Below are 14,097 nucleotides of genomic sequence, written 5' to 3' on the forward strand. Positions count from 1 at the left end.
AAGGTGAACCATGCGCCTGACATCGGATTTCTGGGTTTCGGCATTGATCCGTAAAGTACAGGGAGAGGGCGGCTTTGCTTATCTCGCCCGTCGTGGTGCTAAAGAAGCAGGTGCGATCTTCATCAAGCTCAGCTCGCGCTTCGGCACCTGCGACCTATACTCACCAGCTCCGCAAACGTCCTATGAAGAAAATACCGATGGAGAGCGCATGTTTTTGCGTATCCTCCATGATGTCGAGGATATCAAAGCAAGTGAGCGTATGGAGCGCGAAGTCCGCTTTGATCCTGATCTGTGGTTAATTGAGTTGGAAGATGTTGCCGACCCGGCGAGCCTGTTTTTAGTTACACCGGATAGTTTATAGGCTCGAACGCAGCGTTGCCGGGTTTTCATCCGCAGCAGTTATCATCTCGCGCAGTTTGCTGCGCAGTAGTTTCGACATGTCATCAGCTTTCCAGCGCCGCACAAGCATCATCGCTTTCTCGCGGTCGATAGAACGATAGATCTGAATGAATTCTCGCAGGCTATGGCGGTCCGCTGCAACGGGGCCCAGAATTGCGGACATGGTCATGAAGCATTCGGCGGCTGATAGGCCGAGTGCACGTAAGGCTATCGGCAGATGCGATTCTGGCCATTGGCCGATAATGCGGTCTGCACGTTCAAACGATACGTCCAGTGAATCGGCCAATGCTGTGCGGAAAATCTGATCATCAATCAAAAGTGCTGTGTCGATAAGGTGTTCGGGGCCCGACAGCGCACTTGTGCCGAAAAAAGACGGCTGCTGGGGTAAGTCATTATTCGGATTTTCGTTGTTGCTCAGATCCGCCGATGTGCTGGGCATATCGGTTTCAAGACCAGCAAGATTTTCCTGTAATGCCAACAAGCGATCAATTGCTGGATCAGCGAAGCTTTGCAGCACGCCTTTTAATATTGGGTCGTCAGACTGCCTGCGCGCGATGGCGCGGGCATGGGCAAGGCCGTTCTTACCGATAGTCTCGACGAGATCTTCTGACCTGAGAACCGGAGAACGCAGAAGAATAGGGGCCGAAATCTCAACGGGTTCGTTTGCGAGCGACAGGACAAGACGGCGCGGTGCTTCTTCGATCTGCGCAATTGCATGGGCAGCTTGCCGTTTGCCGCGCATGGTTGCACGCTCAAGCAGCGGAAATGTCAGGTCTTCAAGCTGATGAGCTTCCTGACGTCCGGGACGCGTGATCGAGGCAAACGCAGCTATTGCAGCGACCAGAAGGTCGTCTGCTTTGCTACCATCAGCTCTTGATTTTGATTGGTTCCGATTACCTGAAATCTCTTCCAGGATGCGGAACTGATCGTTTGTCACGCAAGGTACTCCGGTAGGCTAAAACTATTAACGCGGCCTGCCGCATGTCGGCAGATTGGATAATAGGTATGAAGCCTTAGCAACTTATTAACCGTGAGTAAGAAAGTGTCTGTTTTGCAGGTGGTTAACTCGCTTCATACGGCAGACAGTTGGCTTGGGTGAGGAAGTTTTTCACCTGCTGCTGCCAGCTTGCGTCTGGAACGAAACTTCTCAGGACAACTGCGGCCTCGCTGATGTCCTGCTCGATGATGATGGAGCGACCGTCGTTTTGCATGCCCTCGGCGCGAAGAGCCGCAATGCCGATCGGATCAGCGATAATCAGATCGAGCTCTCGATCGTTCGATACATTGTCGTTGAGACTATAAAGATTATCGCCATTGGGTGCATAAACAGACAGCGACCAGAAAGGCAGATTGCCTTTCGCAGTGATATGTACGGGCCCATCCGTGAGATCAAAGCGGCATGCTGCCTGTTCCATCAGCGGATCCTGATCGCTTACAAGTCCCGATTTCTCGGAAAGATAATGAAAGCGATAGCCATCACCCAAGGCTTCCAGATGCGACCAGGCATTTTTGCTTGAATAAAACGGGACGAGCAGCAGAACGGCGATATGCACGATTGCGGCACCAACCAGACCAAGAAGCAACAGGCGGACGATTTTAGCCACGGCACGCCTCCACAGTTGTGACAGGCACAATACGCGGCATGACGAGATCAATCAGTCCGGAAGAGCTCGCAGCTGGTGTGTCGTAGAGGGTCATGACCAGCACAAAATTGCCGCTTCCTTCGACAGGAAGCCAGTTGTCAGGGCTGGCACTCGGTCCCACGGTGACTTGCACGCTGCCGTCGTTTTCATAAAGCACTTCACGTGAATGAAGTGCTGGCTGGAGGCCCATGCGCGGTGTAATCGGTTCCAGATTGGAATTGGCCGGATAAAGGGTCCAGAAACGCGCCGACGGTGTGAAACCGCTCAGACGGTAGCTGCATCCGCGTTTAAGTTCGCGTCCGTTGCTATCGCGGCGTGCGTAAAAGGGAAGCCCTTCTGCAGCCCCCAGCGCGAGATAGGCTTTGCGTGCAGCTCGCGCCTTGGAATAAGGGTCAGCGTCGATTGTGCCAGAGGCCGGATAGGCATTCCACGCTCCGAGCTGTAATTCGCCGAAGCCGTCAAAATGGTCGAGTGTGTAATCGGTTGCCCATATGCCGCCGCCAAGCGCAATAGCCAGTACCGCCACGACTGTGAGAATTATTTTCAGCATTCTAGGGTCTGTGGAGAATTAGTTTTGAAGCGTGGTATGGATGAAAATAGCACAGGTTTAGGAGCAAAGCCGAAGGTGGAGTGGTTCTCCATCGAGGTTTTGCGACGCGAAGCTGGGCCATTTTCACCATATCCTTTCAGGACGTGGCGGATTTTGTTTCTGAATACGTCGAACAGCCCTTGTGGAGATACACTCCACGGCGTCCTGTTCTCCTGTTCAGAAACAAAATCCGTCTCACGCCGCGCTCAAAACCTAATTCCCCACAGACCCTAAGCGTTTCTGGTTTAAATTTGGTCATTAGAAATGCTCTATCTCTTTGTTTTTGCGCACAACTTGTTCCGAAAACCGGTGCCAACTTTTCGGGATGTGCTCTATGCTCAAAGTACCGATACTTTGGTGCGTCCGGCAAGGGCCGGAACAGGCGGTGCGTTACGGAGTTTGTCGTTAAGCTCCTTGAGCGCTTTCGTGGCCACCGGTGAGAGAACTCGCGGTGGCGCTACCATCATTTCGTCGGGCTTGTCCTTGGACGCAATTTTAGGCTCTGTCGTTTTTGCAGGGGCCGGGAAGGCGGGCGTAATGCCCGGTATCGGCTTCAGTTCAATATTCTGATGCGCATAGCTCATCATTCGTTGCCAGGCCATGGCAGGCAGGACACCGCCGGTCAGTTCTTTCATCGGGGTAAAATTGTCATTGCCAAACCAGACAGCAGCAGTGAAATTGCCTGTAAAACCGACAAACCATGCATCGCGGTAATTCTGCGTTGTACCGGTCTTGCCGCCCACGCGTGTCATTGGCAGCGCCGCACGGCGAGCAGTGCCGCGTTCAGGAACCTGCACCAGCATAGAGTTCATCTCGAAAGCAGCTTTTTCAGACAGAGCGCGATGAGGCTTGAGTGCGTCGCGCGTGAAATCCCACAGAACCTTACCCTCCGACGAAATGATTTGCGTGAATGCGTGGCGATTGCCAGCCATGCCGCCGTTCGGGAACACATTGAAGCCCGTTGCCTGATCCATCACGGTCATTTCCGATGTGCCAAGTACCATCGTTTTGTGCGACGAAATCGGCGATTCCACGCCCATGGCTTTGGTCAGTGCAACGATAGGGGCCGTGGTCAGATGATCGCGCGCAAGCCTGACAGGCACTGAATTCAGTGAACGCACCAGTGCGGTTGTCAAATCAACGCGACCGGCGAAACTGCGACCGTAGTTGCGGGGAGACCAATTGCCCCAACTGATAGGTGCGTCGGAAACAATTGTATTGGGCGTCAGGCCCTTTTCCATTGCTGCTGCATAAACATAGGGCTTGAAGGACGATCCCGCCTGACGCAGCGCCTTGGTCGCACGATTGAACTGGCTTTCGCCGTAGTCGCGTCCGCCGACAAGCGCGCGTACCGATCCGTCATTTGCGATCACAACCGTTGCAGCTTCGGACACGTTATATTCCTTGCCGTGCTGGCGGAGATGATACTCAAGCGATTCTTCTGCAGCCTTCTGAAGGTTGCGGTCGAGTGTCGTGCGCACGGTGAGTGTGTGTTGCGGCAGTTTTCCTGCAACCTTTTTCACTTCTTCAAAAGCCCAGTCGAGGAAGTAATCGGGACTTTCGTTCTTGGCGCGGTCGATCACACTTGCAGGATTGCGGCGCGCAACCGCGACCTGGCCATCACTCATGAAGCCACTCTCCACCATATTGGAAAGCACAACATTTGCGCGGGCACGCGCGGCGGGGAGATTAACATGCGGTGCGAATTTGGCGGGCGCTTTGAACAGGCCTGCCAGCATTGCAGCTTCGGCAAGGTTCACATCTTTGATGTTCTTGCCGAAATAAAACTCGGATGCCGCCGCTATCCCAAAGGTGCCGCCACCCATATAGGCGCGGTCCAGATAAAGCTGGAGTATCTCTTTCTTGGTAAGATTGCTTTCAAGCCATAGAGCGAGAAACGCTTCCTTGATCTTCCGTTCGAGGGTTCGCTCGTTCGAAAGAAACAGGTTTTTGGCCAACTGTTGCGTGAGTGTCGAGCCGCCCTGAACCACACCATTGGCACGGAGGTTCTGGCTCAGTGCACGGCTTAGACCCCAGACGTCAATGCCGTAATGATCAAAGAAACGGCGGTCTTCTGTGCCAAGCACGGCCTTGATGACATGATCTGGAAGTTCATCAATAGGTACTGCCTGTCGGTGCAGAATACCACGTTGGCCAAGTTCGTTGCCGTAGCGGTCGAGAAATGTAACCGCATAATCGTCCTGTGCGCGCCAATCTTTCTTGGTTTCCTCAAATGCGGGCATGGCAAGTGCCAGCATGATGACGGAACCTATGACGCCGAGCGTGAAGCCTTCATCCAGAACTTCTACGACGAGGCGCCTGAAGCCCCTTACACGAAAGCGGCGAGAGAAGATGGTGATATTCTCCCACCACTCCCCGGCATAAAAACGAAGATTATAGAGGCCGGAATCGATCCAGGCATCAAAGCCAATCAAACGCGAAACCCGGAATGGTTTGCGCTTTTGCTCTTCAGGATCTTTTTTCGCCGTTTTACGCATAAACTCTACTTCGGCACCGTGAGAATTGGGAGACGAGCAAAACCTGCCCTTTAATCATAACAGATTAATAAGCGAGAACTCACGTTAATTAGTAAACGAAATTCATAAAACTTTTGGGAAAAAAATCAGAATTAGGAAAATAGTCCTTGACGGTGTAACGGTGGTTTGCTATCAATTAGATACAGTCAAGAAAGTGTGGCTGATGCTGATAACAGCCTCGATACCCCCGGCTTTATCGGCAACGCAAAACCCCGGAAGCAAATTGCTTTCGGGGTTTTGCGTAAAAGGGGTCCAAGTTTACTGCAAAGCATATTGGGCAAAGCTTTTTGAAAACGCGAAAAATTGACGAGCGTCGCGAGGCGCGGGTCAGGCTGGCTTTTCGCCTGCAAACAAAACACGATATAGCAAGCGCGGACGTCGCGCAGATGATGGGGCTCTCCGAGAAAACCTATCGCATTCGTATCCGGCGTCTCGGTTTGGATGATCAAGATAACAACAAGCCCTCAAGTTCAGAAAGCGCTCTTCAGCGTTTGCAGTCGGAACTGAATAAGCTGATCGACGGTGATGAACTGCCGGACAAGAGCAAGGCTGAAGCGCTGATGGCGCTGGCCAAGGCTGTTAAGACTGTCGGCGAACTCGCTTCCGAAACAGCTCCATCCGAGCAATGTCGCGAAACTGGCGCGGTGGTGAGCCTGAGTGAAATTAGGCGGGCTTTAGCACGCATAGACAGGAGAATTGACGAACTTGCACAAAGGCGCGCGCGGGAAATCTTGGGGCGCGGGCTTGACGCAACAACAGATAATGGCGGCGGAATGCGAGTGGCTGATTGAGGCGCGTGACGCGCAATTGCCGCCATCGGGCGACTGGCGGGTCTGGTTAATTCTCGGCGGCCGCGGTTCTGGCAAGACAAGGGCAGGCGCTGAGTGGGTGTCTGGCATGGCGCTTGGACTTGCGCCTTTCGCGACGCGAGCGTGTGGACATATCGCACTTATCGGTGAGACCTTTGCCGATGCACGTGAGGTGATGGTGGACGGTCCATCGGGTATTCTGTCTGTCTCACGTGCCAATCGGCCACGCTATGAAACGACGCGGCGACGGCTCCTCTGGGATAATGGCGCTGTGGCGTCACTCTATTCCTCTGAAGACCCGGATGGTTTGCGTGGTCCGCAATTTGATGCCGCATGGTGCGATGAACTGGCGAAATGGAAGAACCCGCAAGCCACATGGGACATGTTGCAGTTTGGCTTGCGACTGGGCGATTTTCCTCGTCAGGTTGTGACGACGACGCCACGTGCGGTGCCGTTGCTGAAAACGCTGATGACTGACGATTCAGTTGCAATGACACATATGCGGACATCGGAAAATGCCAGCAATCTGGCCGATGGTTTCATGCAGGCCATCAATCAGCGTTATGCCGGCACGCGGCTTGGGCGACAAGAGCTCGATGGCGAGTTGATTGAAGAACGCGCCGGTGCTTTGTGGTCGAGGGAGCGGATCGAACAATGTTTCGAACCGGAGGCACCGCAGCTTGTGCGTATTCTGGTAGCCGTTGATCCGCCCGCTTCATCGGGCAAATCGTCGGATGCCTGTGGAATAGTGGTTGCCGGTATCGATGAAAATGGCATTGGCCATGTGCTTGCTGATGAAAGCATGTCGATGGCCAAGCCGCATCAGTGGGCGCGCCGCGCGATTGCGCTCTATCACAGCTTTGAGGCTGATGCGATTTTGGCCGAAGTCAATCAGGGGGGCGAGATGGTTGCGGCTGTTCTTTCGGCAGAAGACGCCTCTGTGCCCGTCCTGATGCGGAGGGCATCGCGTGGCAAGTGGCTGCGTGCCGAGCCGGTCGCGGCGCTTTATGAGCAAGACCGCGTTTGGCATGCCGGACGATTTCCGGCGCTTGAAGATGAGATGTGTGATTTTGCGCCCGAAGGTCTATCGAGCGGGCGCTCGCCGGATCGTCTTGACGCGCTGGTCTGGGCTTTGGGCGAGTTGATGCTTGGTGCAGACCGAAAGCCGCGTATCCGCCGCTTTGGTTAGAGCATAATCCGACCGGAGTGAAACGAGGATCAATAAGATTATGCTTAAAATAAAAGGGTTTAGAGCGCCGGTCTGATTTAATCAAATCGAAACGCGCTCTAAACATTCAGATAAATTGGAGAGCCAATATATGGCGTGGAACTGGCCGTGGCGCAGAAGTGCCGCGAATGCACCGTCACATTCTTATGACGGGCGGCAGACCAAGATGGCGAACGGCTTTGTGGCCTTGCATATGGAACGTGGGCCTTCGTGGATTGCGCGGGATTATACATCGCTCGCCCGCGAGGGGTTTATGCGCAATCCGGTGGCGCACCGCTGTGTGCGACTGATCGCGGAAGCGGCGAGCAATGTGCCTTTGCTGCTTTATGAAGGAACCGCCGAACATGAGACACATCCGTTGCTGGATCTCATTGTGAGGCCGCAGGGCGGTCTGGATGGAAGCAGTTTCTTCGAGAGGCTTTACGGGCATCTGCTGATTTCCGGCAATGCCTATGTGGAGCGTGTTGATTTGCCGAGTGGTCGCATGGAGTTGCATCTTTTGCGGCCAGAACGGGTAACACTTGAAACATCGAGCGATGGCTGGCCGCAATCGCTGGTCTATCGTTCGGGCAACGCAAGCAGAGCCGTATCGCTTTCTGGATCAGCCCCTTCCGGGCTGCACCTCAAATTGTTCCATCCGCTGGACGATCATTATGGATTTCCGCCGCTGGAAGCAGCTCTTATGGCGCTCGATATTCACAATGCGGCCGGCGCCTGGAACAAGGCATTGCTGGATAATTCCGCACGTCCTTCTGGTGCTCTTGTGTATGCGCCAAAAGACGGCGGCAATCTGACGGAAGAGCAGTTCGAGCGGCTGAAGGTGGAACTGGAGGAAGGTTATACGGGCGCATCAGGCGCGGGACGTCCGTTGCTTCTTGAAGGTGGGCTTGATTGGAAGGCCATGGGCTACAGTCCACAGGACATGGATTTCATAGAGGCGAAAAATGGAGCCGCACGTGACATCACACTGGCTTTTGGCGTGCCGCCGATGCTGCTCGGCATTCCGGGCGACAATACTTACGCCAATTATGCAGAAGCCAATCGTGCCTTCTATCGCCTGACCGTGTTGCCGCTGATCAACCGCACCGCCAAAGCGCTGGGCTGTTGGCTTGGGCCGCTGTTTGGTGATGACCTCAGACTTGAGCATGATTCAGACCGGATTGAGGGGCTGTCACTTGAGCGCGAGTCCTTGTGGCGGCGTGTCTCGGAGGCTTCGTTCCTGAGTGACGATGAAAAACGCGATGCGGTTGGTTATCAGCCGCGTGCAGAAAGGAGAACGCCATGAGCAATCTGAGCGAAACCGTTCTGACTTCCGATGCGACATTGGTGTGGTTCGCAAAAATTGCTGGAGCCGTGGCAGGTTCTGCGGTCTCGCTGGCCTATATGCTGCCAAACGGCAAGCGTGAGGCGGCAATCCGTTTCGCAGTCGGCATCATATGCGGGATGGTTTTTGGCGGCGCGGCAGGGGTGAAAATCGCTGAAACACTGTCGTTACAGACTCTTCTTGGCCGCGCGGAACTGATGCTGATGGGATCGACTGCTGCAAGCCTTGCCGCTTGGTCCGCACTCGGCGTTCTCAAGCGCTTTGCTGAACGAGCCAAGCAGGCAACGCTTCCCGGAATTCCATTTTCTGAGAGGAGCAGGAATGGCAAACTCTGAATTCAGGCTTGAAACCAAGCGCGCCCATCTTGCACTGGAAGAGGTTGAAATTGACGGCAGCTTCTCGGGTTATGCCAGTGTCTTTGGTTTGGCCGACCTGGGCAATGACGTTATCGAAAAGGGCGCTTTTGCGAAGTCGCTTTCATCCCGAAAGTCATCGGGTGTGCGTATGCTTTGGCAGCACGATGCTGCCGAACCGATAGGCGTATGGACGGATATTCGTGAAGATGCACGTGGGCTGTATGTCGAGGGCAGGCTTGCTAAAGGCGTTGCGCGGGCACGCGAAGCTCTGGAGCTGATGCGCGCGGGCGGACTTGATGGGCTGTCCATTGGGTTCCGCACTGTCAAGGCACGCAAGGATGTGCATACCGGCTTACGCCACATTGTTGAAGCGGATCTCTGGGAAATCTCGGTGGTCACGTTTCCGATGCTGCCACAGGCGCGAATTAATAATCTGATGGCTGAATTGCCAACAGTCAGACAGTTTGAACGCTGGCTCACGCGGGATGCGGGGCTGAGCCGTTCCGCTGCACGTACGGTGATAGCAAAAGGCTATGCAGCACTTGCAGCTTTTCACGGCAGGGACGGGCGGGAAGCCATCCAGTCAGACAATGCAGGCCTCGCACGGCGTATGCGCGCCGCCTGCAAGATGATGTGATTTAACGAAAACAGGATCAATATGAAAAATATCAATGCAATCCCGCTCGAAACCAAGAGCGTGGAAACGAAGGCGCTTGGCTCGAATCTCGGCAATGACGGCGATGTGTCGGAAGCTTTCGATGAATTTATGACAGCATTCTCGGCTTTTCGCGAAGCCAACGATGAACGCCTGAAGAAGGTCGAAAAAAGTGCTGATGTCGATGTGCTTTTGCGCGATAAGGTTGATCGCATCAACCGCGCTCTTGATGAACAGAAGCAGGCCCTCGATCAATATGTGCTGAAAACTGCACGCCCGCCAATGGGCAAGAATATGCCTGTGGCCAATGTTGAACATAAACAGGCATTCGATGGGTATGTTCGTCGCGGCGATGAACAGGCGCTGCGCGGCATTGAACTGAAAGCACATTCCTATGCTTCCGGTCCGGATGGTGGCTATCTTGTTCCTGCAGAACTCGAAACGGAAATCGGTCGCAGGCTGGCAGTACTTTCTCCGATCCGCGGCATCTCCAGCGTACGTCAGGTTTCAGGCGCCGTCCTGAAAAAGCCATTCTCGGTGAGCGGTCCTGCCACGGGCTGGGTCGGTGAAACCGATGCACGTCCACAGACTGCATCGGCAAAGCTTGCGGAACTCCAGTTCCCCACTATGGAAATCTACGCAATGCCAGCGGCAACCTCATCGTTGCTCGATGATGCTGCAGTCAATGTGGAACAGTGGATTGCTGAGGAAGTGGAAGCAGCTTTTGCTGAACAGGAAGGCGCTGCGTTTATCACCGGTAACGGTGTGAACAAGCCGATGGGCTTCCTGAGCTACGATACTGTCGAGGATGCAAGCTGGGCATGGGGCAAGATTGGTCACATCGCAACTGGTGTTGATGGTGCGCTACCTGCTTCTAATCCATCCGATAAGCTCATCGAACTCATCTATGCGCTGAAAGCCGGTTATCGACAGAACGCAAATTTTGTCATGAACCGCAAGACCCAGAGCGTGCTGCGCAAGCTCAAAGATGCTGACGGTAATTATCTCTGGCAGCCACCTGCAGCTGTCGGCGAGAAGGCATCACTCATGGGATTTGGTCTTGTTGAAGCTGAGCATATGCCGGACATTGGAGCCGACAGTACTCCGATTGCTTTTGGCGATTTCGAGCGTGGTTATCTGGTTGTGGATCGTATTGGTTTGCGTGTTTTGCGCGATCCATATTCCGCCAAGCCATATGTGCTGTTCTACACCACCAAGCGTGTGGGTGGTGGTGTGCAGGACTTCGATGCGATCAAGCTTCTGAAATTTGCAGCTTAAAAACGCATACGACAGCGGTTTTGCTGTCATTTTTTACAGTCCTTTTCGGGGAAACCCTGCCGATTTTGGCAGCTAGATTCAGTTCGCGAACACGTTGAATCTTTTTCTGGGGTGTCATGCGTAACTGTCTGATTTGAGAGTTATTTTAAGGGGAAAATAAATGACAATGTTTCTTGTCACGCCACCGGCGCTCGAGCCGGTGACGGTTGCCGACGCGCGCGCATTTTTGCGAATTTCTACTGAAAGCGAAGACGACATTCTGCGGCGTCTCATCAAGACGGCCCGTGAGCTTGTTGAAGCCGAAACGGGGTTGGCACTTATCAACCAGACATGGCGTTTGCGCGTGGATCGCTGGCCGCGTTCAGGGCGTCTGGCTCTATTTAAGTATCCGGCTAAGGCGGTGACCGCTGTGGTTGCCTATCAACCGGATGGAAGTGCCATCAGCATGGAACCGGAAGAGTTTATGCTCCAGCATGGCCGACGACCTCAACGCGTTTATATGGCACAATATCCAGACGCGCAGTCTTTCTGCGGTCTAGAGGTGGATTTCATTGCCGGGTTTGGCGAGACCGGCGTTGAAGTGCCGGACGCGATCAAACAGGCGATACTCACTCTGACTGCACACCTATATGAAAACCGCGCTGGCCTCGACAGCAAGCAGGCGGAACTTCCGCCGATGGTCGGTCAGATGGTGGATAGTTGGCGACGCATATCCCTATGAACAATGTGCTGTTTATTGATCCAGGCCAGCTCACAGCCGAGCTGGCCTTGGAAGCCATGCATCCGATTGCAGATGGTATGGGCGGTTATCGTGAAACCTGGTCGGAAATTGCATCGGTATGGGGGCGCATCGAACCCGTATCGAGCAACCAGAGAGATTTTGGCATCCGCCCACGCCCAGAAATAACGCATCGCATTCTGGTGCGTTATCGCGCGGACATTTCATCCGATCAGCGTTTGCGTAAGGGCGGACGCATATTTGTGCTGCGTTCAGTACATGATCCGGATGAAAGCGGACGCTACCTCATTTGTCTTGCAGTGGAGGAGGGGCGTTGAACCTCACCATGAAGCTGACCTTCGAAGGTCTCATCCGGGCGCTGCGTTTCAGGCAGGCAGCTGTGCGGGAGGATATTGCCGTCGGGCGTTTGGACACCCGAGGTGACAATCAGAAAACGAGCGGGGATCAAAATGAAGAATGGCGCGAGCGCATTGCAGAAAGCACTTTATGAGGCCTTGAAGAACGACGACGAGCTTATTGAAACTCTTGGTGGCGAGCACGTTTATGATCACGTGCCACCTAAAACGCCTTTCCCCTATGTCACGTTGGGTGAAACACTTAGCAAGGACTGGAGTACGGCAAGTGAGCCGGGGGGCGAACATTTTCTCAATATCCAGATATGGGCGCGCGAGGCAGGACGCAAGCGTGTGCTTGATATTGCCGGGCGCATTGCCACGCGGCTCGATGAGGAGCCGCTTGAAGTGGATGGGCATAAGGTCATCAATCTCATGCTGACGGAAGTTTTGGCACGTAACACCGATGGGTTCGGCAGTTATCTCGGCACCATGCGCTATCGCGCAGTGACTGAACCCGCTGATTAATTCGCATCCAGAAAAGTGTGAAGCGGCTTTCGGACAATGTGCGCTCAAAAACAAATACTTGGAGCGGACCCGTTCTAATCGTTAGTTATTACGCGTTTCCAGACGCAAACCCGTTTTTCATTTTCGCTGGAAACGCACAATTCAAGGATCAATAAATGGCAGCTCAACGCGGCAAGGATATCTTGCTGAAAATCGCAGCCGGTGAAAATGCGTTTGAAACTTGTGCGGGTTTGCGCACCAAACGCATCGCTTTCAATGCCGAAACAGTGGACGTAACGGACGCCGATGCAGCTGGCCGCTGGCGGCAGTTACTGGCTGGAAGCGGTGTGCAGCGCGCTTCGGTTAGTGGATCAGGTATTTTCAAGGATGCGGCATCGGATGCATTGATCCGTAGCCTCTTCTTTAATGGAGAGATCCGCAACTGGCAGGTCGTGTTGCCGGATTTCGGCACCGTTACGGGACCGTTTCAGATTGTGGCACTTGAGTATGGCGGCAATCATGATGCTGAAGTGACTTTCGAGATCGCACTGGAATCGGCGGGGCTGATTGCATTTGGAGAGGCTCTATGATGGTCAACCGCCGTCGTGGTGAGGTTGCGGCAAAACTGGACGGCCGCGATTGGACACTCTGCCTTACTCTTGGCGCGCTTGCCGAGCTGGAAGTGGCATTTGAAGCAGATAATCTGTCAGACCTTATTGCACGCTTTTCGACAGGACGACTTGCCGCCCATGATATGCAGCGCATCATTTGCGCAGGCCTGCATGGTGGCGGTCATAATGTGAGCTATGACGATGTTGCAGAAATGCGGGCTGAAGGCGGTGCAGCCGGGTTCGCATATATCGTTTCATCACTTCTGACTGCCACATTCGGAAGCGCTGAAAAGCCGGAAAGCGATTCCACGTCAAACCCTTGAGTGCCGCAGTTGAATCAGATCCTTCACAGAAGCCTTTTCCATGGGATGAGGTTATGCGGGCAGGATTTGGTTTGCTGCGGCTTTCCTCAAGAGATTTCTGGGCAATGACCCCACGCGAATTTGCAGCGGCCCTCGGACCCGTGTCGCGCGACAGCTATGCTCCTTCGCGTGCGACGCTTGATGCGCTCATGCACGCTTTTCCCGACAGGTAATTTAAATGACAGATGAAACCGTAACCGTTTCTGTTGAAGCGGACACGAGCGCGTTCGATCGCGCATTGACCGATCTTGAAAAGCGCTCGTCGAGCTTCGGCTCCAACCTCACGACGGCACTAAAAAGCGCTATTGTATCCGGTAAAGGACTGGAAGATGTGCTGCGCGGCCTCGCAAGCAATCTGGCAGGCTCAGCACTATCGGCTGGTCTCCAGCCATTACAAAGTTTGGGCTCGTCGCTGATGTCGGGCATGATGACGGGTATCCGTGGCATCATGCCATTTGCCAAAGGCGGTGTGGTTTCCAGTCCGACTTACTTTGGCATGGGCAATGGTTCGCTGGGCCTAACCGGGGAAGCAGGTGCAGAAGCCATCCTACCGCTCGCGCGTGGTGCAGACGGCAGGCTTGGAGTTGCAACAGGTGGCAATGCTGGCAAACCTGTGCAGGTCGTCTTCAATATGTCTTCACCCGATGCATCCTCTTTCCGCAAATCCGAAGCGCAGCTTTCGACCATGCTGGCAGGTGCCGTGCGCCGCGGCGCGCGGAGACTTTGAG

General features: G+C 54.1%; 19 protein-coding genes. 15 read left to right on the forward strand and 4 right to left on the reverse strand.

Features of this window, described 5'->3' with window-relative positions:
* Positions 1–10: 10 nt before the first annotated feature.
* Positions 11–361 carry a DUF1491 family protein gene (locus C9380_RS03755; RefSeq protein WP_128093016.1) on the forward strand — a complete coding sequence of 117 codons (351 nt, stop codon included), beginning with the start codon at positions 11–13 and terminating at the stop codon, positions 359–361.
* Here the strand turns inward: C9380_RS03755 and C9380_RS03760 are convergent.
* The 4 genes from C9380_RS03760 to C9380_RS03775 all read right to left on the reverse strand — a co-directional run bounded on the left by C9380_RS03760 (position 356) and on the right by C9380_RS03775 (position 5,129).
* Positions 356–1,336 carry a DUF2336 domain-containing protein gene (locus C9380_RS03760; protein WP_024897266.1) on the reverse strand — a complete coding sequence of 327 codons (981 nt, stop codon included), beginning with the start codon at positions 1,334–1,336 and terminating at the stop codon, positions 356–358. The genes C9380_RS03755 and C9380_RS03760 overlap by 6 nt on opposite strands.
* Positions 1,337–1,460: 124 nt before the next feature.
* The gene (locus C9380_RS03765) at positions 1,461–2,003 is read right to left on the reverse strand and encodes a DUF1254 domain-containing protein (RefSeq protein WP_128093017.1); all 543 of its coding nucleotides are present in this window, start codon (positions 2,001–2,003) and stop codon (positions 1,461–1,463) included.
* Entirely contained in the window at positions 1,996–2,592 is a 597-nt protein-coding gene (locus tag C9380_RS03770) for a DUF1214 domain-containing protein (protein WP_128093018.1), read from the reverse strand. Before C9380_RS03770 ends, C9380_RS03765 begins: the two co-directional genes overlap by 8 nt.
* A gap of 377 nt (positions 2,593–2,969) precedes the next feature.
* Entirely contained in the window at positions 2,970–5,129 is a 2,160-nt protein-coding gene (locus C9380_RS03775) for a penicillin-binding protein 1A (RefSeq protein WP_128093019.1), read from the reverse strand.
* Between the two features lie 326 nt (positions 5,130–5,455).
* On the opposite strand from C9380_RS03775, the gene C9380_RS03780 reads away from it, so the two are divergent.
* The 14 genes from C9380_RS03780 to C9380_RS03840 all read left to right on the forward strand — a co-directional run bounded on the left by C9380_RS03780 (position 5,456) and on the right by C9380_RS03840 (position 14,096).
* Positions 5,456–5,959 (forward strand): hypothetical protein, encoded by a 504-nt coding sequence (locus C9380_RS03780; RefSeq protein ID WP_111786281.1) that lies wholly within the window; start codon positions 5,456–5,458, stop codon positions 5,957–5,959.
* Positions 5,931–7,166 carry a DNA-packaging protein gene (locus C9380_RS03785; RefSeq protein ID WP_128093626.1) on the forward strand — a complete coding sequence of 412 codons (1,236 nt, stop codon included), beginning with the start codon at positions 5,931–5,933 and terminating at the stop codon, positions 7,164–7,166. Before C9380_RS03780 ends, C9380_RS03785 begins: the two co-directional genes overlap by 29 nt.
* A 130-nt stretch (positions 7,167–7,296) precedes the next feature.
* Positions 7,297–8,490 carry a phage portal protein gene (locus tag C9380_RS03790; RefSeq protein ID WP_128093020.1) on the forward strand — a complete coding sequence of 398 codons (1,194 nt, stop codon included), beginning with the start codon at positions 7,297–7,299 and terminating at the stop codon, positions 8,488–8,490.
* Positions 8,487–8,864, forward strand: coding sequence for a DUF6107 family protein (locus tag C9380_RS03795; RefSeq protein ID WP_128093021.1), 378 nt, complete (start codon positions 8,487–8,489; stop codon positions 8,862–8,864). Before C9380_RS03790 ends, C9380_RS03795 begins: the two co-directional genes overlap by 4 nt.
* On the forward strand, positions 8,851–9,522 hold the full coding sequence (locus tag C9380_RS03800; protein ID WP_128093022.1) for an HK97 family phage prohead protease: 672 nt from the start codon (positions 8,851–8,853) through the stop codon (positions 9,520–9,522). The genes C9380_RS03795 and C9380_RS03800 overlap by 14 nt, the downstream gene beginning before the upstream one ends.
* Positions 9,523–9,543: 21 nt before the next feature.
* Complete coding sequence (locus C9380_RS03805; protein WP_128093023.1) at positions 9,544–10,818, forward strand: phage major capsid protein; 1,275 nt, start codon at positions 9,544–9,546, stop codon at positions 10,816–10,818.
* A 160-nt stretch (positions 10,819–10,978) separates the two neighbouring features.
* Positions 10,979–11,539 carry a head-tail connector protein gene (locus C9380_RS03810; protein ID WP_128093024.1) on the forward strand — a complete coding sequence of 187 codons (561 nt, stop codon included), beginning with the start codon at positions 10,979–10,981 and terminating at the stop codon, positions 11,537–11,539.
* Complete coding sequence (locus C9380_RS03815; protein WP_100559452.1) at positions 11,536–11,874, forward strand: phage head closure protein; 339 nt, start codon at positions 11,536–11,538, stop codon at positions 11,872–11,874. The genes C9380_RS03810 and C9380_RS03815 overlap by 4 nt, the downstream gene beginning before the upstream one ends.
* Positions 11,871–12,047 carry a hypothetical protein gene (locus C9380_RS26740; RefSeq protein ID WP_161662543.1) on the forward strand — a complete coding sequence of 59 codons (177 nt, stop codon included), beginning with the start codon at positions 11,871–11,873 and terminating at the stop codon, positions 12,045–12,047. The genes C9380_RS03815 and C9380_RS26740 overlap by 4 nt, the downstream gene beginning before the upstream one ends.
* The gene (locus C9380_RS03820) at positions 12,007–12,417 is read left to right on the forward strand and encodes a DUF3168 domain-containing protein (protein ID WP_024897278.1); all 411 of its coding nucleotides are present in this window, start codon (positions 12,007–12,009) and stop codon (positions 12,415–12,417) included. The genes C9380_RS26740 and C9380_RS03820 overlap by 41 nt, the downstream gene beginning before the upstream one ends.
* A 155-nt stretch (positions 12,418–12,572) precedes the next feature.
* Positions 12,573–12,986 (forward strand): phage major tail protein, TP901-1 family, encoded by a 414-nt coding sequence (locus C9380_RS03825; RefSeq protein ID WP_111786287.1) that lies wholly within the window; start codon positions 12,573–12,575, stop codon positions 12,984–12,986.
* Positions 12,983–13,330 (forward strand): gene transfer agent family protein, encoded by a 348-nt coding sequence (locus C9380_RS03830; protein ID WP_247877556.1) that lies wholly within the window; start codon positions 12,983–12,985, stop codon positions 13,328–13,330. The genes C9380_RS03825 and C9380_RS03830 overlap by 4 nt, the downstream gene beginning before the upstream one ends.
* A complete protein-coding gene (locus C9380_RS03835; protein ID WP_024897281.1) occupies positions 13,327–13,542 on the forward strand; it encodes a rcc01693 family protein in 216 nt (71 codons plus the stop codon). Before C9380_RS03830 ends, C9380_RS03835 begins: the two co-directional genes overlap by 4 nt.
* A 5-nt stretch (positions 13,543–13,547) precedes the next feature.
* Positions 13,548–14,096, forward strand: a complete 549-nt coding sequence (locus C9380_RS03840) for a phage tail tape measure protein (protein WP_024897282.1) — start codon at positions 13,548–13,550, stop codon at positions 14,094–14,096.
* Position 14,097: the final 1 nt, after the last annotated feature.

It is taken from the genome of Brucella pituitosa (assembly GCF_003049685.1).
In the GTDB taxonomy this organism is placed as follows: Bacteria; Pseudomonadota; Alphaproteobacteria; order Rhizobiales; family Rhizobiaceae; genus Brucella; species Brucella pituitosa.